A 23777-nucleotide genomic window follows, 5' to 3' on the forward strand; every position below is an offset into this window, starting at 1 on the left:
ATTTATATTGGACTACAAATATACTCCAATATGCTGCTAATTTTGTTGTTGTTAAATAAAAATATCAGCATGAATAATAACGAAATCAAAATAAGAAAAGCCATTGAAGCAGATAGTGAAAAGGTCTGGAGCTTAATGAAAGATCTGGCGGTATTTGAACATTATGATGATTCTTTTGCGATAACACCTCAGATTGTTGCAGAAAGTGGGTTTAGAAAAACACCTCCTGATTTCTATTGTATCGTTGCAGAAGATAAAGATAAGATTGCCGGAATACTTGTTTATTATTTTTTGCCTTATACGGCTCAGAACAGGCCTGCTGTCTATATGAAAGAACTGTATGTGGATGATCATTATCGCGGAAAGAAGATCGGTGAGCAATTGATGGATACTCTTCGTGAAGAAGCAAAAACATATGGATGTACTCAAATAAAATGGACTGTTGCCCCCTGGAATGAAGGTGGAAAAAAGTTCTATGATCGGCTTGGTGCCAAAGAAAATACGGACTGGCTCAATTATGAATGGAGCATCTGAACAGATAGAATTAATAAAAATATTTAAAACAGAAATAATATGAAATTTAGTATTCAACCTCATTTAGAAACTGAAAAAGTAAATTTATATCCTTTGAGTGAAGAGGATTTTGAAGAAGTATATGCAGCAGCGGCTGATCCTAAAGTCTGGGAGCAGCATCCCAGTAAAGACCGATGGAAAAAAGAAGTATTCCAAGTGTTTTTTGACGGAGCCATTCAAAGTAAAGGTGCATTCCGGGTGGTTGATAAATTCACAGGAAAGATTGTAGGGAGTACCCGTTTTTATGATTATAATCCCAATGAAAACAGTATTTTTATAGGGTATACCTTTTATTCGGTGGATTGCTGGGGTAAAGGAATAAATCCTGTTGTGAAAGCGGTCATGCTAAACTATATTTTTCAGTATGTTCAAAAAGTGTATTTCCAGATTGGAGCCAATAATGTCCGTTCACAAATAGCAATTGGAAGAATTGGAGCGGAAAAGGTAGGTGAAGAGGAAGTAAGTTATTTTGGAGAAAATTCTTCATTGAATTATACCTATGAAATATCAAAAGAGAAATGGGAAGCTTATTGCAGTTCTGTAAAAAAATAAATTAAAGAGGAGATCATATTATTATCGTTTTGAACTAACCAGATAGAGTAAATTTTAATACCTTTAACTTTCAAATCATTAAAATTTTAAATCATCCATGAAGACGAAACCATTAACTTTCATCTTAATCCTTTTTTTCCAACTGGTAAGTATCACAGCATTTTCACAGAAAACAGCAGTTCTAAACTCTTTATTAGATAAAAATTCAGAATTTATTTTTCCACAGACTCCCGATAAGATCTCAAAAGCATTGAACACAAAACCTGTTTTTTATGAAGATGCCAATGAGGAAAAATATGTGAAATGGCCTACAAAAACAGGCCTGGAACTTTATTGCAGTCCTGGGAAAAACAATGTGATTGATGAGATGTTTTTTACCATTTCAGACAATAAGCCCGTAGTGATAGAAGGACTTCCATTTGGTCTTATCATGAATAAAAGTACATTGCAGGACTGCAAAACCAAGTTCAGTAAATATAATGCTAAAACGCAGAAACTTGGTGCAGACAGTGAATTCCCGGGAGGTTCAAAACTGATTTTTAAGAGAGGAAAACATTATGCAGCCTTGTTTTTTGATAATAAAAATCTGCTAAAATCTTTAGGACTTACCACAGAACTGATTGATCCTGCTGCCAATTAATTTTAATAAACTTTCAAATACTATAAAATCCGTCACTTTTTGGCGGATTTTTTCAATGTATTGAATGAAGTGTGACTGAGTAAAAATGATCTATTTCATTCGTTCGTAAAAATCCTCCATTCATTTCTTTATTTCCTGAGTTCATTGTTTTCTGATTGAATTGCAGATGCAGATAGAATAGCTTTGACTTATCAAAACAGAAACAATTAAGATTATAAGCTATGAACAGAGAATTAATTTTTTTAAGAACATTTGCTTTTGCAGCAGTCATTGGAATTGTATTTTTAACAGCTTCAGCTTTCAAAACAGACGGGCATGAGAAATTTACGGAGATTGATGTTGAAAGAATCAATATCGTTGAAAAAGATGGTACTGTGAAGATGATCATTACCAATGTGGGAAAATTTCCCAACGGAGAAGATAAAATAAATGGAAGTCCGACCAATAAAACAAGAAAAAAACGCTCAGGCATGCTTTTCTTCAATGAAGACGGAATAGAATGTGGTGGCTTTATTTATGATGGACAGAAAAATAAAAACGGCCACAGTTCAGGATTATCTCTGACGTATGATCAGTATGACGGGGATCAGGTAATGCAGCTTTTGACTCAGGATTATAAGAAAGGAGATAAAAGAGTAGTGGCGAGCGGGCTTTATTTCAATGATCGTCCATCAAAAGAATCACAAATAAAAACCGGAGAAATCTTTGCAGAACTGGACCAGATAAAAGATCAGGAAGCTGCCCGGAAAAAATATAAAGAATATGAACAGCAGGGATTGATTGGAGGAGCACCAAGAATGATGCTTGGGAAAACCAAAGATGAACAGAACGGATTGTTCTTATTTGACAGTAAAGGCCAGCCGCGAGCCAGATTCTGCGTAGATAAAAATAACGAAGCAAAACTGGATTTCTTAGACGATGAAGGAAACGTTACCGCATCATTTCCCGAAAAGAAAAAATAATAATACAAAGAAACAGCCCTGTAAAAATATAGGGCTATTTTTGTAAAAAATGACCATTTATAAAGCCGATGAAAACCATATTAAAACGGATTAATCAACACAGGTATTTTCTCCTGTTTATCCTTTTGTTTGCCTATGTACAGTCTATCCATACCCGGATAGGAATAAGAAGAACATTAGATTGGTATATTTTTACACCGGAAGCTGCAGTTGTCACCCTCATTAGTGCCTGTATCCTGTTTTTTGTGATTGATTTTTTCATTAAAAACTGGCAGAAGTCAGTAACATTCAGCATCGCGGAAATCCTTAAAATATTCAGTTCTTCACTGTTGACATACCTTGTGGTGATGAAGATAATAGGCTTTTTGATTGCTTTTGCTTTTGGAAAGATTGAGAAAAATTTTAATCAGGAAGTAGTTATTCTCTCCACTTTTTCGGATTTAATCGGAGGCTTTATTTACGGAAGTTTTTATCTGGCATACCGTTACTACAAGAAGAATACAGACTATCAGAAACAGCTTGCCCTTTATGATCATGCGTTGTCTGAAAGTAAAATTAATCAGTTGAAAGCCCAGCTTAATCCTCATTTTTTGTTCAATAATCTCAATATTCTGGACCAGCTCATAGAAGAAGATAAACGAAAAGCTTCCGACTTTCTCAATGAATTTGCCGAGATATACCGTTATGTTTTAGATGTTTCCGATAAAAAATTAGTAGCTGTGGAAGAAGAACTTGCTTTTGCAGAGAAATATTTTAATCTGATACAATATAAATACGGAAATGCCTATTCATTAAAAATAAATCATATAAAATCTTCAGGAAATATTATTCCGCTTTCATTACAGCTGCTGCTGGAGAATGCCGTTCAGCATAATCTTGGAACTCATGACCATCCTGTTTCGGTCACCATAAATCTGGATCAGACAATAACCGTTTCCAATAATGTGATACCTAAACGTAACAATAAAAAAACTTCAGGAAGAGCCTTGAACAATCTTAAAGAGCAATATGCGTTATTAAGCGACCAACAGGTAGAAATATCAAAATCAGAAATCGGATTTGCTGTAAAACTTCCTATAATTCCAGTATAAAATATGATAAAAGTTATAATTATCGAAGACGAAATCCCTGCCAGAAAAAAGCTAAAACGTTTTATCAGCGAATTAAAAGAACCGGTTGAGATTCTTGCGGAGATTGATAACGTAGAAGAAGCTGTTGTTTTTTTAAGAAAATCAACAGTAGACCTGATCTTTTCTGATATAGAGTTATTGGATGGAAATGCCTTTGAAATCTACGATCAGGTGAGTGTTTCAAGTCCAATAATCTTTACGACAGCTTACGATCAGTTCTGGATGAATGCTTTTGAAAGTAACGGCATAGAATATCTTTTAAAACCTTTTTTACAAGAGCGTTTCCAAAAAGCCTGGGACAAATTTATTTTATTGAGAACCTCTGCATCAGAACAGAATGAGGTTTTGGTAAAACTTCAGCAAATGCTTAATAATAGTCATACAGAGAAAAAATATAAAAAAAGATTTACAGTCTCCTCACACCAGGGAATTTACTTTGTCAATACTGAAGATATCACTTTCTTTGAAGCAGAAGAGGGAATTGTCTTTGCTTTCGATACCACAGGAAAGAAATATTTGTTGAATGAATCTACGCTAAAAGAAATTGAAAATCAGCTTAGTCCTTCAGATTTTTTCAGAATTAACCGCAGTGAAATCGTTCAGAAAATACATGTTGAAAGAATAGAGCGTTACAATAAAAATACGCTGTCTATCCAAATAAAAGGACAGAAAGCCCATCTGGTGACAAGCCAAAGCAACACAGCTGCTTTCAGAAAATGGATTGAAGAATAGGGATTAAAATTTTTCACTAAAATGATATAAAAAAGATCATTTAATATCAAAAGATAAGCATTCATAATTTTAAAAAAAACAGCACTTCAGTTTCAGGTTGAAAAACGATAACAAGTAGGCTGTTTCTTTAAAGTTGTTTGATTTTTTCATGACATATCTTAAGGATTTAGTAACAAAAAACAAGCAGAATAATCTAAATTACAATGTCTGTTGAATGAAAAATATATTTTTAATAATAACAAAATCAATAGGTTATAGTTAAATAATTATTGTTTGCATAAAATAGCTTTCATGTTTTTATAAAATACCTATATTTACCACCAAGGAGTTCTTAACATCTTCTTTATCAACCGAAACTGGTTACGCTTAGCTGTGTCTTAAAAGGGAATCGTGTGCAAATCACGAACTGTCGCGCAACTGTAAGTAACATCAAGGTTTTTATCAAAAAGGTTCACTGTATACCTCGTTATATGGGAAGGACGATAAAAACTGTTACAAGTCAGGAGACCTGCCTGTTTCGAATTGACGATGCTTTCGCGGTCTGAAGCTTATAGTCAGGTATGATACGATATGGATAACAGTGGGATCAATATATTTTGTCGGCTCATGTTATTTTTGTGATGCAGATATGTAGTGGAGTAATATGCTATTTCATTATCATGTATTCATCGTATTTTCCTTTTCCATATTTTTCTTTCTCACAGGCATTGTGAAGTTTATCAGGAACTTTTTATGAGGATTTAATCAATATAAAAAGTGTAATATGTATCTATTCGATTTCGGTTATTCATGCAGGAGCAGTAAATCTGGAGATAATCAGGTTTGCAGAGAGGTAATGGGGTATAATTCCGGATTACAAAAAACAAATAACACAGAGCAGCTTTCTTTTGATTGCCTTTTTACCACGTCATGGAATGGTGGCTGTTATTGCTCCTATTCATGGTCTTCTGTGAACAAATTTCAACTAAACAATAAAATATTATAATGACTACAAGTGAAAGTTTGAAGTCTCCCGGTATGAAATTCCGGGAGGCCATGCGAAAAGAAAGTCCACTTCAGATTGTTGGAGCCATTAATGCTAATCATGCGCTGTTGGCACAACAGGCTGGTTTCAATGCAATTTATCTTTCAGGAGGTGGTGTTGCTGCAGGCTCTCTGGGTATTCCGGATTTGGGAATTACCACGCTGGAAGATGTATTGATTGATGTTCAGCGTATTACTAATGTTTGTGATTTGCCATTGATGGTAGATGTTGATACCGGATTTGGACCTTCAGCATTCAATGTGGCAAGAACTGTAAAATCATTGATTAAAGCCGGAGCTGCGGCACTCCATATTGAAGATCAGGTAGGTGCAAAACGCTGTGGACACCGCCCGGGAAAAGAAGTGGTAACCAAAGAAGAAATGGTAGACAGGCTGAAAGCTGCAGCAGATGCCCGTACTGATGAGAACTTTGTAATTGGTGCCCGTACCGATGCCTTTGCTAATGAAGGATTGGAAAAAACATTGGAAAGAGCAATCGCTTATAAAGAAGCCGGAGCAGATTTCATCTTTGCAGAAGCAGTTCCTGACCTAAGCTTTTATCAAAAGTTTGTTGAAGCGACAGGAGTTCCTGTACTGGCCAATATTACAGAATTCGGGATGATAAAAATGTACACGGTAGAAGAATTAAAAAATGCAGGTGTGGGATTGATACTTTATCCGCTTTCGGCTTTCCGTGCTGCCAATAAAGCGGCCCAAAATGTATATGAGCACCTTCGTAAAGACGGAACACAGGCCAATGTCTTAGATACCATGCAAACCAGGGAAGAACTTTATCAAAGCATTGGATACTACGACTATGAACAAAAATTAGACAACCTTTTTAAACAAAATAAGTGATAATGTCAAATAACAGTGAACCCACATTTAAACCTAAAAAAAGCGTTGCGCTTTCAGGGGTAGCAGCAGGTAATACTGCGCTTTGCAGTGTCGGAAAAAGTGGCAACGATCTCCATTACAGAGGATATGATATTCTGGATCTGGCAGAGAAAGCACAATTTGAAGAAGTAGCCTATCTTTTAATCTATGGACAGCTGCCTACCGGAGCGCAATTGAAAAATTATAAAGCCAAGCTGAAATCTTTAAGAGGACTGCCTCATTCCGTGAGAAACATTCTTAAGAGTATTCCTGCAGCGGCTCACCCTATGGATGTCATGCGTTCTATGGTTTCCGCTATTGGGAGTATTCAGCCGGAAAAAGATGATCATAATATGGCAGGAGCAAGGGATATTGCAGACAAATTACTGGCATCTTTCAGTTCTGGTCTCCTATACTGGTACCACTATACCCATAATGGAAAAGAAATTGATGTAGAAACCGATGATGACACGATAGGAGGGCATTTTCTTCACCTTTTGCACGGAAAAAAACCTGCAGATTCCTGGGTGAAAGCTATGGAAATCTCGTTAAACCTCTATGCAGAACATGAATTTAATGCTTCAACATTTACCAGCCGTGTGATTGCCGGAACAGGATCTGATATTTATTCAGCCATTACCGGAGCCATTGGTGCCTTAAGAGGACCAAAACATGGAGGAGCTAATGAAGTTGCTTTTGAAATTCAAAGCCGATACAATTCTCCGGATGAAGCAGAGAGTGACATTCGCCAGCGTATTGCAAACAAAGAAGTGATTATTGGATTCGGACATCCGGTGTATACCATTTCAGATCCGAGAAACGTTGTGATTAAAAAAGTGGCGAAAGAGCTTTCTGAAGAAGCAGGAGATATGCTGCTGTATACTATTGCTGAAAGACTGGAAACGATCATGTGGGAAGAAAAGAAAATGTTCCCGAACCTCGATTGGTTCTCCGCTGTTTCTTATCATCTGATGGGAGTTCCTACCTTGATGTTCACCCCGTTATTTGTTATTTCAAGAGTGACCGGATGGAGTGCTCACATCATAGAACAGAGACAGGATGGAAAGATTATCCGTCCAAGTGCCAACTATACAGGGCCTGAAAATAAAGAATTTGTGTCCATCAACGAACGTAAATAATGAAATGTAAGAAATGAAAATAAACCATTCATTTTCAATTTTTTACGCTTAACTTTTAATAAAATAAAATTTTCAATAATAAAAAATGAGTTCACACATCTCAAACGAAAGACCGCAACCCGATCAGGTATTAATAGACATTGCAGATTATGTCTTAAACTACGAAATTAAAAATGACTTGGCATGGAAGACTGCTCACTACTGTCTTCTTGATACGATCGGCTGTGGTCTGGAAGCATTGACCTACCCGGCGTGTACAAAACTTTTAGGACCTGTGGTAAAAGGAACAGTAGTTCCTAACGGAGCAAAAGTACCGGGCACCCAATTCCAGCTGGATCCTGTTCAGGCAGCGTTCAATATCGGAGCAATCATACGTTGGCTGGATTTCAATGATACATGGCTGGCAGCAGAATGGGGACATCCTTCTGATAACCTTGGAGGAATTCTGGCTACTGCAGACTGGTTATCCAGGACTAATATTGCAGAAGGAAAAGCTCCTTTAAAAATGAAACAGGTATTGGAAGCCATGATTATGGCTCACGAGATTCAGGGAGTAATGGCACTGGAGAATTCATTCAACAAAGCAGGACTGGACCACGTTTTATTGGTAAAGCTGGCTTCTACAGCGGTTGTAGGAAAGCTGATCGGGTTAAACCGTGACGAAATTATCAATGCCGTGTCACTGGCTTTTGTGGATGGACAGTCTTTAAGAACTTACCGCCACGCTCCCAATACAGGTTCCCGTAAGTCATGGGCGGCAGGAGATGCTACCTCAAGAGCGGTACGTCTTGCCCTGATTGCAAAAACAGGAGAAATGGGCTATCCATCTGTATTGACAGCAAAAACATGGGGATTCTACGATGTTTCCTTCAGGGGAAATGAATTCAAATTCCAGAGAGAATACAGTTCTTACGTAATGGAAAATGTACTCTTCAAAATTTCTTTCCCTGCTGAATTTCACTCGCAGACCGCAGTAGAAGCGGCAATGACATTACACGCAACTTTAAGAGGCCTTGGAAAAACTACAAATGATATCAAAAAAATTACCATCCGTACCCACGAAGCTGCTATCAGAATTATCGATAAAAAAGGACCGCTAAATAATCCTGCCGACCGTGATCACTGCATCCAATATATGGTGGCTGTACCCTTGATCTATGGAAGACTGACTGCGGCTGATTATGAAGATAACATTGCTTCAGACCCTAGGATTGATGTCCTTTGTGATAAAATTGAATGTGTGGAAGATGTTCAGTTTACAGCAGATTATCACGATCCGGAAAAACGCTCCATTGCGAATGCGATGACAGTAGAACTTAATGACGGAACTGTTTTAGACGAAATAGTGGTAGAATATCCTATTGGCCACAAACGCAGAAGAGACGAAGGTATTCCTGAACTGATCAAGAAATATAAAGTTAATCTTGCCCGTATTTTCCCGGAAAAACAACAAAAAACAATCCTTGAAAATTCATTGGAATATGACACCTTAGTGAATCTTAACGTCAATGAATTTGTAGATCTTTTAGTCATTTAAAATCAATAAGAAAATGGAGAATTGAATATCAAAACGTTTTTAATCAATAGTCGATATTTTTTTGAAAATGATCAATTCTCCATTCTCTATTTTTCCATTACTTAAATGGTCAGTCCATGATTGTTTTTCACCTCAGCCATGACAAACGTACTGTGGGTGCTTCCGATAGAATCTACAGATCCAAGTTTGTTAAATACAAAATCCTGGTAATGTTTCATATCCCGCACCTGAACTTTCAGAAGAAAATCAAAATCTCCGGAAATATTGTAACATTCCGCCACTTCTTCAATTTCTAAAATTTCTTTTACAAAATCATACCCTACAGATCTGTCGTGAATTTTCAGTTTGATCTGACAGAAAACCGTAAATCCACGGTTGAGCTTTTCAGCATCAAGAACAGCAGCATATCTTTTCACAAACCCTTCCTGTTCCAATCTTTTTACCCTTTCAAAAACCGGTGAAGTGGAGAGGTTCACTTCCTTTGCAAGCTCTTTAACGGTCAGTTTTGCATTTTTCTGGAGCAGCCTCAGCAGCTGTACATCCTTATCATCGAGTTGTTCCACAGAATATTATTCTTTTACATTATAAAAACAGTCAAATGTAAAGAATTATATGCTTTTATTATTGTTTTTAAAAGTTTATTTTGCTTAATTAATTGAATTTAATTGTCTGTTTATTCTGTATTGTTAATTTTACACAAAATTAAAAACTTTTACTGATGACCATGGTTATAGGTAAAAGTACAACAGTTCTTTAGAGATACTTCATCAAACAGGAAAGGTTTTACTTAACGTAGATTAATAGGGAATCGTGTGAGAATCACGAGCTGTCGCGCAACTGTAAGTAACATGCCAAAGGTTTCTGTCCTTGCATATCCACTGCCAAAAGCGGGAAGGATGACGGAAACTGTTACAAGTCAGGAGACCTGCCTTTACTGAATTGACAATGCTTTCGCGGTCTGAAGCTTTTGGGTCATACAGATGATATATCGGATGTATACATTTTCTCTGTAAAGGAAATAGTATTGTTTGTTATATCGTGATCCCTGAAATTTTTATCCGTTAAAACATTCCGAAGCATTTTAAAAGGACTTTACCATTAAGTTTAATTAAAAAGTTTAAAAATGCAAACTCACATTCTGGGCTATCCGCGTATTGGTAGCAAAAGAGAACTCAAAAAAGCCTGCGAGCAATATTGGTCAGGTAAAATCCTTTTGGAAGAACTTCTGAATACAGGCAGAACAATCTGCAACCAAAACTGGAACATTCAGAAAGAAGCAGGAATAGATCTTATTCCGTGTAATGATTTTTCATACTATGATCAGGTATTGGATATGAGCCTTGTGGTGGGAGCAATTCCTACACGTTATCATGAAGTAGTGCTTAGAAAGAACAATTCTGAGCTGGATCTGTACTTCGCTATGGCAAGAGGATATCAGAAAGAAGGATTGGATATCACTGCGATGGAAATGACAAAATGGTTTGATACCAATTATCACTATATCGTTCCCGAGTTTTACAAAAACCAGCAGTTTAAACTGAGCTCAGATAAAATTTTCAATGAATTCGCAGGAGCGAAACAGGCGGGAATCAATGCAAAACCGGTAATTATCGGGCTTGTTTCTTACCTGTTATTAGGAAAAGAAAAAGAAGAAGGATTTGATAAACTGGATCTGGCTGGAAACCTTCTTTCCGTATATACTGAGATTTTAACCAAACTTCAGGAGCAAGGCGCAGAATGGATTCAGTTTGATGAACCTTTTCTGGCGTTGGATTTAACGGAGAAAGCCAAAGAAACCTATCACTTTGTTTACACCGAAATAAGAAAACGCTTCCCGAAACTGAAATTGATTGTGGCTACTTATTTTGAAGGATTAAATGATAACGGATCACTTGCGGTATCACTTTCTGTAAATGTATTGCATATAGATTTGGTAAGAAATCCGAAACAGTTGGATGAAATTCTGAGTATTATTCCGGAAAGCTTAAGCCTTTCATTAGGAATAGTTGATGGAAGAAATATCTGGAAAAATGATTTTGAAAAATCTTTGTCCTTCATCAGAAAAGCAGTTGAGAAATTGGGATCTGAAAGGGTTTTAATTGCTCCTTCCTCTTCATTACTTCATTCACCATGTGATCTGGATTTTGAAATAACTCTTAATCCGGAAATTAAAAACTGGCTGGCTTTTGCCAAACAGAAAGTGGCAGAAGTGGTAACGCTTAAAGAACTGGCATCCGGAACAGAAAGTGAACATATTCTTGTTTCTTTTGAAGAAAATAAAAAAGCAATTGCAAGCAGAAGAACATCCTCGCTTATTCATAATGATGAGGTAAAGCAAAGAGCCAATGCTGTCACAGAAAAAGATGCACAAAGAACAAATACCTTCAAAATCCGTAAAGAAGAACAGCAGAAAGTCCTTCAGCTTCCTTTATTTCCAACAACAACCATCGGGTCATTTCCACAGACCACGGAGGTAAGAAGCTGGAGGGCAAAATTCAAAAAAGGAGAGCTTACAGCAGAGCAGTATGATACTTTACTGAAGGAAGAAACCCAGAGAACCATCAACTGGCAGGAAGAAATAGGAATAGATGTATTGGTTCACGGAGAATTTGAGCGTAACGATATGGTGGAATATTTCGGGGAGCAGCTGGAAGGTTTTGTATTTACGAAAAATGGCTGGGTGCAGAGTTATGGAAGCCGTTGTGTAAAGCCTCCTGTGATCTTTGGTGATGTTTCCCGCCCAACGCCGATGACGGTGTATTGGTCTCAATATGCACAATCCCAGACTGAAAAATGGGTAAAAGGAATGCTTACAGGCCCCGTTACCATTTTACAATGGTCTTTTGTACGAGACGATCAGCCTCGTTCAGAGACCTGTAAACAAATTGCTCTGGCCATCCGTGATGAGGTTGTGGATCTTGAAAAAGCCGGAATCAGAATCATTCAGATTGATGAACCTGCGATAAGAGAAGGGCTTCCATTACGGAAAACAGACTGGCAGAACTACCTGAAATGGGCTGTAGAAGCTTTCAGAATCTCAGCAAGCGGAGTGGAAGACGCTACACAGATTCATACCCATATGTGCTATTCGGAATTCAATGATATTATCGAAAACATTGCCGATATGGATGCAGATGTGATTACCATAGAATGTTCCCGTTCTCAGATGGAACTGCTGAATGCTTTTGCAGACTTCAGATATCCGAACGAAATTGGCCCCGGCGTATACGATATCCATTCACCAAGGGTTCCATCCAAAGAAGAAATGATTGAACTGTTGAGAAAAGCCCAGAAAGTCATTCCGGCCAATCAGCTTTGGGTAAATCCTGACTGCGGGTTGAAAACAAGACACTGGGAAGAAACAGAAAAAGCTTTGATAGCAATGGTGGCAGCCGCTAAAGAAGCTTCCGTAGAATATGCACTTTAAAAAACTTTAAAATAATTAGATTCAATAATTTAGATCGTGTTATGGTTTTCATGGCACGATCTGTTATTTTGCTAATCCTCACATTTTTTTAGATGAAGTCTGAGTTATTTTGCCTGCAATGAACTCGGTGGATAACCAAACTGTTTTTTAAATGCAAAGGAGAAATGGGATAAATTTTCAAAGCCCAGATCCAGATAAATATCAGAAACCGATCTCCCTTTTTGAGTAAGCAGAAAATGAGCCTCCTTTAATCGTCTAAGCCGCAGCCATTGTCTTGGAGGTATCCCAAAAATCTTTTGAAAATCTCTTTTAAAGGCAGACAGGCTTCTTCCGGTCAAATAAGCAAACCGCTCTACATTGACATTGAAATGAAAGTTTTTGTTCATAAAAGTTTCAATATCTATTTTGTAAGGCTCAGAGAAATCAAATAAAATATCCTTAAGACCCGGATCATCGTTCAGCATCAGAAGTAAAGCTTCTTTCTGTTTGAGTCGCAGAAGTTCTGTGGAAGCAGGAAGTTCTTCATACGCCAGTAAAGAGTACATAAAAGACGTTAATGCCTTTTGATCCGGTTTTATAAAAGCCGGCGTGTTGTCTTTCTTCTCTGCCTGATAACCATATTCACGGCTGAAATCTCGTAAGATGGCTTCATCAAAATAGATGGTTACCGTTCTTATTTCTCCATTTTTAGGTGGGTATTTTGCAAACTTCAGGAGACGGTTTTTTCTGGCAGAATAAAGTTCTCCCTCTTTAAATATTGTCTTTGTGATCCCGTCATTTAGTTCCATTTCCCCAGAAAGGACCAGCCCCAGACTATGGATTCGTGCAAACTGTTCTCCTTCCCTGAATTCTGAAAAATGACAGGAGTAATTGATAGGTAAAGGAATATTATTTTCGCTCATGGCTCAGACGGTTGTTTCTTGATGGATTCTTTTTCAAACTTACAAACTTTTTTAGGATCAATGATGAATTACCTATTGATTAAATCCTCAAAGCCCGCTAATCACAGACTTTGAGGATTTTATTATCAGGCAAGAATGGATTTAGGTTCCAGATAAGCTTCCAATCCGAATACACCATACTCACGGCCGATACCACTTTGCTTAAACCCACCGAAAGGAGCATAAGGATCATGTGAAAACCCATTGATGCAAATTCTTCCGGCATCAATCTGCGCTGCAATACGTTCCGCATGCTCTTTGTCAGAAGAACTGATGTAAGCTGCAAGCCCATAAGTAGTATCATTCGCAATTGCAATCGCTTCCTCTTCATCAGTATAAGGAATGATAGAAAGCACAGGCCCGAAAATCTCTTCCTGAGCAATACGCATATCATTACGAACATTGGTAAAAATGGTTGCCTTGACAAAATTACCGTTTTCAAAGCCTTCCGGCTTGCCTTCACCACCTGCAAGCAGAGTAGCGCCTTCTTCCTGTCCCAGACGGATGTAGCTTTGTACTCTTTCAAACTGCTTGGCGCTTACCATAGGTCCTACAAGGGTATCTTCTTCATTAGGGTTTCCTACTTTTACTTTTTCTACAGCCTTTTTAGCCAGTTCATTTACTTCATGCAATCTGTTTTCGGGAACAAGCAGGCGGGTAGGAGCGATGCAGGCCTGTCCGTTGTTCATATACGCTCCGAAAACAGCCATTGGAATAGCTTTTTCCAGATCTGCATCTTCAAGAATGATATTCGGGGATTTTCCGCCAAGTTCAAGCGTTACTCTTTTCATGGTATCTACGGCTCCTTTGGCAATAGCTTTTCCTGTGATGGTAGAACCGGTGAAAGAAATTTTTGCGATATCAGGATGCTGGGTAATTTCGGCACCAACTACATTTCCTAATCCGTTTACAATATTGAATATTCCAGCAGGTAATCCGGCTTCATGGAAACATTCGGTAAGCAGCTGAGTTTGGGCAGCACTCATTTCACTTGGCTTGATAACGGCTGTACATCCGGCAGCAATAGCGGTAGCCAGTTTGTTGCAGATGAAACTGTTGCTGGCATTCCATGGAGTAATGATTCCTACCACTCCCAAAGATTCAAAACGTACTTTAGAATGTCCTACAGTTTTTTCAAAGTCATAAGATTCCAGCGTAGTAATGGTTGTGGTAAAGGCTGAAATTGCATTTTGAACACTCATTCTGCAGAACTGTAATGTTCCTCCATATTCATTCACCATCACAGAAACCAGTTCATCTTCCCGTTTACTCACTGCTTCATGCAGTTTTTGTAGTAAACTGATGCGTTCTTCTTTTGTACTTTTTGAAAAGGTTTTAAAAGCTTTCTTCGCCGCGGCAATGGCCATTCGGGTGTCTTCTTCATTTCCAAGAACAACTTCTCCGGTTTTTTGATTGGTCGTAGGGTTGATAAGGTTAAATGTTTCTGTTCCATTCGGTGTAACAAATTCACCGTTGATGTAAATTTTATTAATCTGTTTCATTTTGATGATTTTAATACGACAAAGTTCGTCAGAAACAGAAAAGACAGGTTTGCTGTATAGTTCAATTTTTATTTGTTGTATGGTTCAGATTTGTGTTGAAATAGATGCTGTTTGTTTTCCTTTTTGATTTAATATGAAAAAATGGTGTGTTCTTCCCCGAAAATTGACTACTTTTATCATAACCAAGTAAATAGGTCGTTTTGAGAACAACACTTAAACTTATTACTGCTTAGTATCAGTCTTCGTAACCACAGGCTGATCGTTCTTTCGTTTGGATAATTCTATCCGAACAGGTTTTCATTTCATCATATTATGTACTGCATTGCCTTCAAAAGGCAGCTATATCTGTTGTTTTAGTTTTATCATTATAATTTTTAAAGACTGAATACAGATCAAAATACACCTTAAGAATAGTCTTTGGGTAAATCTCAGATGTATCAGCCTTCTTGTAATGCGTGAATAATATGGAAAAAATCCAACAAAGAATACCAAGCACGATTATAAGTAATGAATACAAAACATATTTGGGAGGTAAAAGCGAAAAATACTCCCTTACTGAAAAAGAAATGCAATCATTGTAACAGCGACAGGTTTTATTGCAGCGATAAATTCAGACTGAATGCACAAAAAAAGAATATTGATATATGGTTGATTTACCGATGTGTAAAATGCAGCAACACCTATAACATGACTGTTTTTTCAAGAATAAGAACAGAATCTGTGAGTAAAGAACTGTTCAATAAATTTTCAGAAAACAATACGGAAACTGCCTGGGAATACGCATTCTCGCAGGAGATAAGACGAAAAAATAATGTAGAAGCAGATTTGGAAAGCGTAGAATACGAAATTCTATACCATACCATTCCTGTTGAAGATCTGATCAGGATGGACGGTGAGATGATTTCGTTTCAAATACAATCTTCATTTGATTTTAACGTAAGAGTTTCAACCGTTATCAGGACATGTTTAGGTCTTTCATCATCTGAATTGAACCTTCTGCTTGATTCAGATACAGTTTATTTTAACGGAAAGCCTTTACAAAAGAAATTCAAGATTAAAAACGGTGATACTGTTACCATCAACAAGCAAGCATTGATAGATCTCTACCTTATTGGGAAAGAGGATTTATTTCTCAAGGCTGTAAATGATAAATAATAAAAGAGCCTCTCAATAATAGTTTGGGAGGCTCTTTTTAATCTTACTTTTGATTTTTTAAAAGATTGACCTGTTTCTGTAAAGTCTCTTTTTCCGGCTTTGACTTTGTAAGGCAAATCGCTTCTTCAAAATGATAAATCGCTTGATCCGGTTGGATTTCAGCATACAAATATCCCAGCAGTCCATGATAATATTCGTTGTTGATGAGGTTAAGCTTTTCTGCTTCAATAACAGCCATCTTATTTCCATAGACCTTGGAAAAAGCAAAGGCTCTGTTTAAGGCTGTAACCGGAGAATATTCAATAATGACAAGCTGATTGTACAGGTTTAAAATATGCTGCCATTTATCTTTAGCAGATGAAGTATGCCAATACGCAATACCTGCTTCCAGATGATATTTTGAAACGGAAATACTGTCCACCTTACAGGCTTCTATCAGGTAATAATTGCCTTTTTCAATCAAAGCTCTATCCCATAATGTTACATCCTGTTCATCAAAAAGAACGGCCTCACCTTGATCATTGGTTCTTGCATCAAGCCTCGAGCTCTGAAAACACATCAAAGCCAGCAAGGCATTGGTTTTTGGGGTATTGGTAAATTGATTATCAGTAAGGATCAGGGTAAGTCTTATGGCTTCCAGGCAAAGATCTTTACGGATTAAAAGAGTATTCGTCCTGGAAAAATAACCTTCATTAAACAATAAATATAAAGTAGTCAGTACCGTCTCCAATCGCTGGTGAATATCCTGTTCAAGTAAAGACTCTATAGTAAAATGGTGTGTTCTGAGAGTTTCCCGACCCCTTTGCAGGCGTTTTTTAATCGTTTCCGTTTTTGAAAGAAAAGCATTGGCAATTTCTTCCACACTGAAGCCACAGAGAATCTGAAGAGCCAGGCATATTTGAGTCTCCCGGGAATTGACAGGGTTGCAGGTCGCAAAAATCATTTCCAGTTGGCTGTCAGTGATATTTTTGGTGTCGAAATTTATGACCGGATGCTCTTTTTCGACGGTTCTTACTTCTTCTTTGTTCTTTTCAATAATGGAAAGGTGTTTGAAATAATCTTTTGCTTTATTCTTAGCCACCGTGTAAAGCCATGCCGCCGGATTATCCGGAATTCCGTTTAATGCCCAATATTCTGAAGCTTTCAGAAAGGTTTCGCTGGCAATATCTTCTGCAATTTCGATATGTTTGATATCAAAACTTCTGCAAAGTACTGCAACGATTTTACTGTACTCGGTTCTGAATAAATGCGGTGTTATTTCATTCGGATTTGTCATGGCTGATCAAAAGGCTGTAACAAAGGTAACTATTACAATGTACTGATTTCCCTTACTTCTACATTTCCTCCAAATAGCAGAATAGGGCAGTCTTTACATAATGCAGCAGCTTCTTCAATAGATTCCGCGTTGATGAGCGTATATCCCATAATGGGTTCTTTAATTTCAGCGTACGGACCATCAGAAATTATTCCGTCGGATTTTACAACCTGTCCGGTGCTCTCCAGGCGGTTTCCTCTGTTTGCCAGTTTGTTTTGCGCAGCAATTCCTGCGATCCAGTTCATCCATTTCTGGGTGTTGGCCTGCATTTGTTCCGGTGATGTCTTAGGCATAGACTTGTAGTCTGCACGGAAGACCAATAAGAATTCTTTCATTGTATTTAAATTTTTGATTCATCTTAATGACGACAGGTTTTCTTCAATGGGGACAATTTTTTAAATTAAATATCGGAATTATTTCAGATCCATAGTTGTTCTGAAAACTCCTACTGCATTTCCGGTAATACGGATGATGTCGGGTTGGCTGTCTTTTACGCTGACCTGTACTTTTACTTCACCAATCCTATTGATGGCTTCTCCTTGTTTTCCAGTAAATTTAAAAATGCCATCAGCAGTCTCTATGATTTTGTTTTGAATAAGATAACCTCCCAAAGGACCGTTGGCATTTCCGGTAACCGGATCTTCAGAAATACCGATGGCGGGTGCAAACATTCTTCCATTGGTTAATATCTCTTTTTCATCTGTATCGAAAGTAAATACAAAATATCCGTTACAGCCGATTTCTTTACTGAGCTTTGCCAAAGCAGTCAGGTCCGGGACCAGATGATTTAAGGTCCTATTGTTTTTAATGCCGATCATTACTTTTGAATGGCCTGTAGAAGCGATCTGGACGGGACATTTTTCCTCAAGATCATCCATTGTCAGTCCCAGGGCCAGCACAATTCTTTGGGTTATTGAAGTATCAAACGCAGGACTCAGCTCAAATTTTCCCTGTGTCATGGTGATGAGATAATCATTATCTTCTCTTTCAATGTGAATTGGTAATATTCCGATTTGTGTATGTATTGCAACAGTACAGGAATCCAGTTGATCTTCCTGAGCTTTTGCGTATAATGCAGCAATGGTGGCATGCCCACAGGACGGAACTTCTGTGGTAGGGGTAAAATACCGGACATGATAATCAAAATTTTCTTTTTGATTATCAGGTTTGAAAACAAATGCCGTTTCAGAATTATTAAGTTCTCTTGCAATGAGCTGCATTTCTTCCGATGTCATATTTTCAGCGTTTAACACAACTCCTGCAGGATTTCCTTTGAATTTTTCTTTGGTAAAAGAATCAATTTGATAGATGATAACTTCCTTCATGACGGGTGATTAAGTTTACTGTAAAAATAAGGAATCAAATCGGGGATCAGATGCGTGTTTTATTGTCATTTGGTAAAAAATGAACCATAATACTGCTGAGGAATGAAGGAGCAATAATCTTTGAAGAAATCTTTTGAATCTTATTTAAAAGAAGAAGACCACAATTTACAAGGTAAATTGTGGTCTTCTACAGCTTAGAACCATTTAAACTACGATTCTGTTTTCAAATAACCATAATGCAAAGCTGTTTCTTTTCCGAATAAGCTTGAGAAAATATTCTGAAACTCATGGATGTACTTGCACTTTATAGCGTTCCCATATATTTTCAGACCCTCCAGTATTTTTCTGGAACTCAGGTCTATATCATATTTTATAAAAGGTTCCGGTCTTTCATACCGTATACTCTTATCCGAACTGTACGTTCGTGAGAATCCCAGTTTTTCAAGCCATTCTTCTGTTATTTTGATAGGTTTGATAGAAGCTGCCGGGACTGAGATACTTTGAATATCATTTTCAATTTTAACAAAATAAGCCTGTTCGACATTGTGAAAGATCTCAGTGATGGTATAAATCTGATTATTATACTCCACCAAGTTCTTGATTTTTAAATCTGCTACGTTCATAATATTTTGATTTTTAGGTGATGATAAGGTTCTGTATAAACAGCAAATACTATGCCCGGCATCACATATTTGTGTGCCGTTTTGGTGAAGGTTAGGTTAAATTTTTACTATAAAAAAATTAACAATCTGTTAAAATAGTACACCTATAGGCGAATTATAGCCTATTGCCAAAAAAATGGATGTGGTACGTATGTGGTATTAGTTTTTTGTTCTCTCTTTAGGCACTGCATTAGCCGTAGTGAGCAGAAGGGCTGTAATAACTGCTACAATAAGAATTCCTATAAAGACATTCCAGTAATAAGCATGAAGGAGATAACCGGTACCACTGCCCAGAATACTGGAACCAAAATAGTAAAACAGCCAGTAAATAGAAGTGGCTGAAGATTTCCCACGTTTGGCATACAATGCAGTCATCTGGCTGGCCATCGTATGTGCAGCGAAGAAGGAAAGGGTAAAAAGACCAAGGCCGAAAATAAGAATATAAATGTTTTCGGATAATAACAATGCAGCTCCGATGAGCATAAACAAAATAGAACCTTTCAGGATATCATTCATTGGAACCTTTCTGGAAAGACGGCCTGTGATCATCGTTCCAAAAACTCCGAAAATATACATGAGAAAGATAAAAGCAATAATAAAATGGCTTAACGAAAATGGTTTTGCTTCCAGTCTGAACGTCAGGTAATTATAAACACTCACAAAAACACCCATCAGCAAGGCAGCTGTGCAGTATAATCGAAGCATATAAGGATTAGTCAGGAAAAACTTCATCTGTTTTACCTTAAGATGATAATCTGTTTTCTGTGGATTGAAAAACCTTGATTCCGGAAACAGTTTCCAGAATACAGCCCCCAGAATGAAGCTTTCTATCCCGATAAAAAGAACAGCATTCCGCCATCCGAATTCACCTGCAAGAAGGGTAGCCATTATTCTTCCGCTCATTCCACCGATGGTATTACCACTAAGGTACATACTGATGGCTGCAGGTACTGCCAAAGCATTTACTTCCTCTGTGAGATAGGCCAGCGCAACTGCCGAAACTCCGGAAACAACAAAACCTTTCAGTACTCCGATAGCGATCAGGAGGCTCAAGCTTGGGATCCAGGTAGAAATAATGGTAAGCAGAGCAGATGAAATCAATGAAAAGACCATGAGACCTTTTCTGGAATAACTGTCTGCTTTGAAAGCAAAAAACAGTAACCCCAATGCCATACCTATTGTGGAGGAAGATACAAGAAGGGAAGTATCACCTACAGACACACCGAACTGTTCTGCAGCCATAGGCAGCATGGGCTGGAAAAGATAAAGCTGTGCAAAAACCGAAAGTCCTGAAAAGAAAATACAAAGTTTTATATATCGGAAACGTGAGCTTCCCTGATTGGCTTTTTCAAATGAATTCATGATTTTTTTGCAATTAAAATGCAGCAGTTTGACAGAAAAATTAAGTCATGTAAATTTCATGATTATTTTCCGAATCTAAAAATCATTATCTCAATCATATGCATTGGTGAAACAAATCAGTGGATTTGTAAACTGCTGATGTATTCTGAAGGCGTAATGCTTTCCATCTGTTTGAAGACTCTGTTGAAAGTAGACTGGTTTGAGAACCCTGCTTCGGTATAAATATACATAAGGGTTACCTTCTCAATATCATTTTCAGTAAGCAGCCTTTTTACACACTCAATTCTGTGCATATTCAGGTAATTATTGAAGTTGGGATATCCCTTTGCACGGATTGATTTTGAGATATAGCTGCTGTTGATATCCATTTCTGCAGAAAGCTTTGAAATATTGAAGTTAACATCTTTATACAACTGCTTTTCTCTCATGACAAGCTCAATTTTCTCAAAAAGTTCGTCTGCAAAAGGAGCTTTTTCTGTCACAAAGGTGGGCTGAGCTTCCGGATTCAGGATTTTCTCTTCAATTTCATGATAAATTTCAACTCTTTTTATTTTATCCTTAAAGTAGATCAGAAGGGATATTACAGCTACATTAGAAACCATAAGGATAGTATCCGTAATTCTTACATCATCCTGACTGTGCAGAGGGAAATCAAAGCTGAAATTTTTTGAAATAAGATATCCTGCTATAATATTCAATAGCACAAAAAGGCTGTAAATAAAGACATATTTCCTCTGAAAAAAAACATATGCCGCCAGTGGAATCGGAATCAGCCAGACAAAACTTGCTATAGAATTGTTCCAGAAAGCAAGCATGATATAAAAATTAAAAAGGGTAGCAATGATAATATAGGAATGTACCATTACATTTATTGAATATGCTTTATGCACAATCAGGTATGTGTAAACCATTAAAAAAAGTCCTCCAAAAAGATACCAGGCCATTATTTTATCCGGAATGATAAAAGTAAATATCAAACCAAATACAGCAAGAATAACAGACATCAGAATGTTGTAATAATATACCAGCTGTTTTTTGTACTGTTCAATTTTTATGTCTTTTGCAGTATTCATTTGTGGTAACAGATAATTTTTAATCATTTCAATTTGCTTTATAACAGTCAAATATCAAAAATGACTATATTAAAACATTGATTGTTAGTTGTTTGTGTTTTTATAAGCCGTTTCCGGGTTTTCATTGATTATTCAGGGATTTGATTTATCTGTGCGGATAATTTTGCATCAGCTAGCTCAACAAAGGTTTATTGGTGACAGGTCAATTGATCCACATGATTTATTCACCCCTTAAATAAATTTTAAACAAATATACTAAAATGAAGAAAATAAAATTAACTCTTGCCAGCATAATGATGGGCTTTTCAATAGCGGCATATTCCCAAGTAGGGATCAATACAGATTCCCCTAAAGTAACATTACATGTAGAAGGAAAACCGGATGTCACAACTGTTCCTGATGGTGTAATGGCTCCAAGAATGACTGGAGATCAGCTGAAAGCTAAAGATGATGTCTACCTGGCGGCGCAGACCGGAGCATTAGTCTATGTGACCCAAGCGGTAACAATGCCTTCTGTGAAGACGGCAAAAGTAGATAAAGCCGGATATTATATGTTCAATGGAACTACCTGGAAATTTGCATTTGGGGGTAAAGACGATGATATTACCATTGGAGACCTGATCTACTATCATGGAAGCATTCCTGCAGGTACCTCAGGAGCTGGTACACTGGCCAGCACCTATCTTTCTGATCTTCCTGTGTTGGGAGGTTTCCTGAGACTTGATGCACAATTTGACAGCAGCTCAGCAGGAACAGGAGCAGCAACAACTTTTAACCCAAGACTTTATAATGTAGGAACTTCAGATGTGAAAATCTGGGTTTCTGAAATGTCCACCCATACCGGAGATTCTGACAATGGAAATATTAAATTATCACCAGGAGCTTACAGACAGTTTGATGATGGTGTTTATCTTACCCAGACTCATAATGAGACCGTTACTTTTGATATTACCATACAGGAACCAGAACCAAGGTGGTACAGAGTGTATTATGCATTCCGTGTAGATAACAAATCCACTACAGGAAGTAGTAATGCTACCACTTCAGACTCCAATACTTCTGATAATACAAGAGAACTGTTTCTTTCTGTACAAAGATTGTACTGATAAACCGTCTGATGATTCTAAAAATACAATGATTAAAAATATACAAAATCAAAGGGATTAGCTTAAAAACTAATGAGATTTGTGTTTTTTCGGGGGCAGGAATATAATAAGGGTTCCAGCCCCTTTTGTTAATGCATCATTTCATAAGCTTTGATCAGTTCTGCAATGTTGGTGACATCAAGCTTTTGAAAAATTCTTTTCTTGTAAGTACTCACGGTAGACATCTGGATATTAAGCCTGTTGGCAATTTCAAGATTTCCGTTTCCGTCAGCAAGGAGTTTGAAGATTTCATATTCACGGGATGACAGCTTTTCTACAGGATTGTTTCTTTTGTTCTGAATAATAAGACCAATCAGTTCTGCAGGATAAAAATATCCTTTTTCGATTACTGTTTTCACTGCATTTTTGATTTCTTCCTCACTGCTTTGCTTATTCAGATAACCTTCAGCTCCCTCTCTGATATATTGGATGGCAACATCCTTATCATAACCTGAAAAAATAAGAATCTTGAGGTCATTCTGTATGCTTTTAAGCTCCGGAATCATTTTTTTATACTGTGTTCCAGGCATATCAATATCTAAAATAAGCAGGTCAAAACGTGAACTCTCAAGCTTTTTTTTCACCTGGTCATAGTTTTCTGCAAAATCTATTTTCAACTCCGGATAAGCGGTTTCAAGAACCAGAGAGGTTCCTGCCCTTACAACGTAATGATCATCAGCAATTAAAATTCTTTCTTTCATAGAGG

Annotated in this window: 22 protein-coding genes and 2 riboswitches; of the genes, 12 read left to right on the top strand and 10 right to left on the bottom strand. The window is 37.3% G+C overall.

From position 1 onward, the window contains the following. Positions 1-69 precede the first annotated feature (69 nt). The 9 genes from DYR29_RS02090 (at position 70) to DYR29_RS02130 (ending at position 9164) form a co-directional block, all read left to right on the top strand. The gene (locus DYR29_RS02090) at positions 70-534 is read left to right on the top strand and encodes a GNAT family N-acetyltransferase (RefSeq protein ID WP_213279062.1); all 465 of its coding nucleotides are present in this window, start codon (positions 70-72) and stop codon (positions 532-534) included. A 39-nt stretch (positions 535-573) separates the two neighbouring features. Further along, positions 574-1125: a GNAT family N-acetyltransferase gene (locus DYR29_RS02095; RefSeq protein ID WP_213279063.1), complete on the top strand. Its 552-nt coding sequence runs from the start codon at positions 574-576 to the stop codon at positions 1123-1125. Positions 1126-1222: 97 nt separating this feature from the next. Further along, complete coding sequence (locus DYR29_RS02100; RefSeq protein ID WP_213279064.1) at positions 1223-1765, top strand: hypothetical protein; 543 nt, start codon at positions 1223-1225, stop codon at positions 1763-1765. A gap of 221 nt (positions 1766-1986) precedes the next feature. Continuing rightward, positions 1987-2727 (top strand): hypothetical protein, encoded by a 741-nt coding sequence (locus tag DYR29_RS02105; RefSeq protein WP_213279065.1) that lies wholly within the window; start codon positions 1987-1989, stop codon positions 2725-2727. Between the two features lie 68 nt (positions 2728-2795). Further along, on the top strand, positions 2796-3818 hold the full coding sequence (locus tag DYR29_RS02110) for a sensor histidine kinase (protein ID WP_213279066.1): 1023 nt from the start codon (positions 2796-2798) through the stop codon (positions 3816-3818). Between the two features lie 3 nt (positions 3819-3821). Further along, entirely contained in the window at positions 3822-4589 is a 768-nt protein-coding gene (locus DYR29_RS02115) for a LytR/AlgR family response regulator transcription factor (protein WP_213279068.1), read from the top strand. Positions 4590-4929: 340 nt separating this feature from the next. Continuing rightward, positions 4930-5119, top strand: a riboswitch (cobalamin riboswitch). 454 nt (positions 5120-5573) lie between these two features. Further along, on the top strand, positions 5574-6470 hold the full coding sequence (gene prpB / locus DYR29_RS02120) for a methylisocitrate lyase (RefSeq protein WP_213279070.1): 897 nt from the start codon (positions 5574-5576) through the stop codon (positions 6468-6470). A 2-nt stretch (positions 6471-6472) separates the two neighbouring features. Continuing rightward, complete coding sequence (gene prpC, locus DYR29_RS02125; RefSeq protein ID WP_213279072.1) at positions 6473-7627, top strand: bifunctional 2-methylcitrate synthase/citrate synthase; 1155 nt, start codon at positions 6473-6475, stop codon at positions 7625-7627. 85 nt (positions 7628-7712) lie between these two features. Next, entirely contained in the window at positions 7713-9164 is a 1452-nt protein-coding gene (locus DYR29_RS02130) for a bifunctional 2-methylcitrate dehydratase/aconitate hydratase (RefSeq protein ID WP_213279073.1), read from the top strand. Positions 9165-9265: 101 nt separating this feature from the next. Here DYR29_RS02130 and DYR29_RS02135 read toward each other — a convergent pair whose 3' ends face one another. Then, positions 9266-9727 (bottom strand): Lrp/AsnC family transcriptional regulator, encoded by a 462-nt coding sequence (locus tag DYR29_RS02135; RefSeq protein WP_047422640.1) that lies wholly within the window; start codon positions 9725-9727, stop codon positions 9266-9268. Between the two features lie 198 nt (positions 9728-9925). Next, positions 9926-10111: riboswitch (cobalamin riboswitch) on the top strand. Between the two features lie 176 nt (positions 10112-10287). On the opposite strand from DYR29_RS02135, the gene metE reads away from it, so the two are divergent. Then, positions 10288-12591: a 5-methyltetrahydropteroyltriglutamate--homocysteine S-methyltransferase gene (gene metE, locus DYR29_RS02140; RefSeq protein WP_213279075.1), complete on the top strand. Its 2304-nt coding sequence runs from the start codon at positions 10288-10290 to the stop codon at positions 12589-12591. A gap of 104 nt (positions 12592-12695) precedes the next feature. Here the strand turns inward: metE and DYR29_RS02145 are convergent, their stop codons facing one another. Next, complete coding sequence (locus tag DYR29_RS02145; protein WP_213279078.1) at positions 12696-13493, bottom strand: helix-turn-helix domain-containing protein; 798 nt, start codon at positions 13491-13493, stop codon at positions 12696-12698. A gap of 125 nt (positions 13494-13618) precedes the next feature. Then, on the bottom strand, positions 13619-15034 hold the full coding sequence (locus DYR29_RS02150) for an aldehyde dehydrogenase family protein (RefSeq protein WP_213279080.1): 1416 nt from the start codon (positions 15032-15034) through the stop codon (positions 13619-13621). A 507-nt stretch (positions 15035-15541) separates the two neighbouring features. Between DYR29_RS02150 and DYR29_RS02155 the strand changes: the two genes are divergently transcribed. Next, positions 15542-16189 carry a DUF1062 domain-containing protein gene (locus tag DYR29_RS02155; protein WP_213279083.1) on the top strand — a complete coding sequence of 216 codons (648 nt, stop codon included), beginning with the start codon at positions 15542-15544 and terminating at the stop codon, positions 16187-16189. Between the two features lie 43 nt (positions 16190-16232). Here DYR29_RS02155 and DYR29_RS02160 read toward each other — a convergent pair whose 3' ends face one another. The 6 genes from DYR29_RS02160 to DYR29_RS02185 form a co-directional block, all read right to left on the bottom strand. Continuing rightward, on the bottom strand, positions 16233-17465 hold the full coding sequence (locus DYR29_RS02160; protein ID WP_213279084.1) for an RNA polymerase sigma factor: 1233 nt from the start codon (positions 17463-17465) through the stop codon (positions 16233-16235). Positions 17466-17497: 32 nt separating this feature from the next. Next, entirely contained in the window at positions 17498-17839 is a 342-nt protein-coding gene (locus DYR29_RS02165; protein ID WP_213279087.1) for a YciI family protein, read from the bottom strand. 78 nt (positions 17840-17917) lie between these two features. Then, positions 17918-18829, bottom strand: a complete 912-nt coding sequence (locus DYR29_RS02170; RefSeq protein ID WP_213279088.1) for a PhzF family isomerase — start codon at positions 18827-18829, stop codon at positions 17918-17920. A gap of 209 nt (positions 18830-19038) precedes the next feature. Continuing rightward, on the bottom strand, positions 19039-19452 hold the full coding sequence (locus DYR29_RS02175; RefSeq protein WP_213279104.1) for a hypothetical protein: 414 nt from the start codon (positions 19450-19452) through the stop codon (positions 19039-19041). 198 nt (positions 19453-19650) lie between these two features. Further along, positions 19651-20853 (bottom strand): MFS transporter, encoded by a 1203-nt coding sequence (locus DYR29_RS02180; protein ID WP_213279106.1) that lies wholly within the window; start codon positions 20851-20853, stop codon positions 19651-19653. Between the two features lie 116 nt (positions 20854-20969). Further along, entirely contained in the window at positions 20970-21953 is a 984-nt protein-coding gene (locus DYR29_RS02185) for a helix-turn-helix domain-containing protein (RefSeq protein WP_213279108.1), read from the bottom strand. A 233-nt stretch (positions 21954-22186) separates the two neighbouring features. On the opposite strand from DYR29_RS02185, the gene DYR29_RS02190 reads away from it, so the two are divergent. Further along, positions 22187-23032, top strand: a complete 846-nt coding sequence (locus DYR29_RS02190; protein WP_213279110.1) for a hypothetical protein — start codon at positions 22187-22189, stop codon at positions 23030-23032. A gap of 128 nt (positions 23033-23160) precedes the next feature. Here DYR29_RS02190 and DYR29_RS02195 read toward each other — a convergent pair whose 3' ends face one another. After that, on the bottom strand, positions 23161-23772 hold the full coding sequence (locus tag DYR29_RS02195) for a response regulator (RefSeq protein WP_213279112.1): 612 nt from the start codon (positions 23770-23772) through the stop codon (positions 23161-23163). Between the last annotated feature and the right edge of the window lie 5 nt (positions 23773-23777).

The organism is Chryseobacterium indologenes (genome assembly GCF_018362995.1).
Classification (GTDB): Bacteria; Bacteroidota; Bacteroidia; order Flavobacteriales; family Weeksellaceae; genus Chryseobacterium; species Chryseobacterium indologenes_G.

Coding starts and splice junctions, on each gene's coding strand:
- DYR29_RS02095 (WP_213279063.1), top strand. CDS start 574: ATGAAATTTAGTATTCAACCTCATTTAGAAACTGAAAAAGTAAATTTA.
- DYR29_RS02090 (WP_213279062.1), top strand. CDS start 70: ATGAATAATAACGAAATCAAAATAAGAAAAGCCATTGAAGCAGATAGT.
- DYR29_RS02130 (WP_213279073.1), top strand. CDS start 7,713: ATGAGTTCACACATCTCAAACGAAAGACCGCAACCCGATCAGGTATTA.
- metE (WP_213279075.1), top strand. CDS start 10,288: ATGCAAACTCACATTCTGGGCTATCCGCGTATTGGTAGCAAAAGAGAA.
- DYR29_RS02150 (WP_213279080.1), bottom strand. CDS start 15,034: ATGAAACAGATTAATAAAATTTACATCAACGGTGAATTTGTTACACCG.
- DYR29_RS02165 (WP_213279087.1), bottom strand. CDS start 17,839: ATGAAAGAATTCTTATTGGTCTTCCGTGCAGACTACAAGTCTATGCCT.
- DYR29_RS02105 (WP_213279065.1), top strand. CDS start 1,987: ATGAACAGAGAATTAATTTTTTTAAGAACATTTGCTTTTGCAGCAGTC.
- DYR29_RS02185 (WP_213279108.1), bottom strand. CDS start 21,953: ATGATTAAAAATTATCTGTTACCACAAATGAATACTGCAAAAGACATA.
- DYR29_RS02195 (WP_213279112.1), bottom strand. CDS start 23,772: ATGAAAGAAAGAATTTTAATTGCTGATGATCATTACGTTGTAAGGGCA.
- DYR29_RS02160 (WP_213279084.1), bottom strand. CDS start 17,465: ATGACAAATCCGAATGAAATAACACCGCATTTATTCAGAACCGAGTAC.
- prpB (WP_213279070.1), top strand. CDS start 5,574: ATGACTACAAGTGAAAGTTTGAAGTCTCCCGGTATGAAATTCCGGGAG.
- DYR29_RS02155 (WP_213279083.1), top strand. CDS start 15,542: ATGAATACAAAACATATTTGGGAGGTAAAAGCGAAAAATACTCCCTTA.
- DYR29_RS02170 (WP_213279088.1), bottom strand. CDS start 18,829: ATGAAGGAAGTTATCATCTATCAAATTGATTCTTTTACCAAAGAAAAA.
- DYR29_RS02180 (WP_213279106.1), bottom strand. CDS start 20,853: ATGAATTCATTTGAAAAAGCCAATCAGGGAAGCTCACGTTTCCGATAT.
- DYR29_RS02110 (WP_213279066.1), top strand. CDS start 2,796: ATGAAAACCATATTAAAACGGATTAATCAACACAGGTATTTTCTCCTG.
- prpC (WP_213279072.1), top strand. CDS start 6,473: ATGTCAAATAACAGTGAACCCACATTTAAACCTAAAAAAAGCGTTGCG.
- DYR29_RS02190 (WP_213279110.1), top strand. CDS start 22,187: ATGAAGAAAATAAAATTAACTCTTGCCAGCATAATGATGGGCTTTTCA.
- DYR29_RS02100 (WP_213279064.1), top strand. CDS start 1,223: ATGAAGACGAAACCATTAACTTTCATCTTAATCCTTTTTTTCCAACTG.
- DYR29_RS02145 (WP_213279078.1), bottom strand. CDS start 13,493: ATGAGCGAAAATAATATTCCTTTACCTATCAATTACTCCTGTCATTTT.
- DYR29_RS02115 (WP_213279068.1), top strand. CDS start 3,822: ATGATAAAAGTTATAATTATCGAAGACGAAATCCCTGCCAGAAAAAAG.
- DYR29_RS02175 (WP_213279104.1), bottom strand. CDS start 19,452: ATGAACGTAGCAGATTTAAAAATCAAGAACTTGGTGGAGTATAATAAT.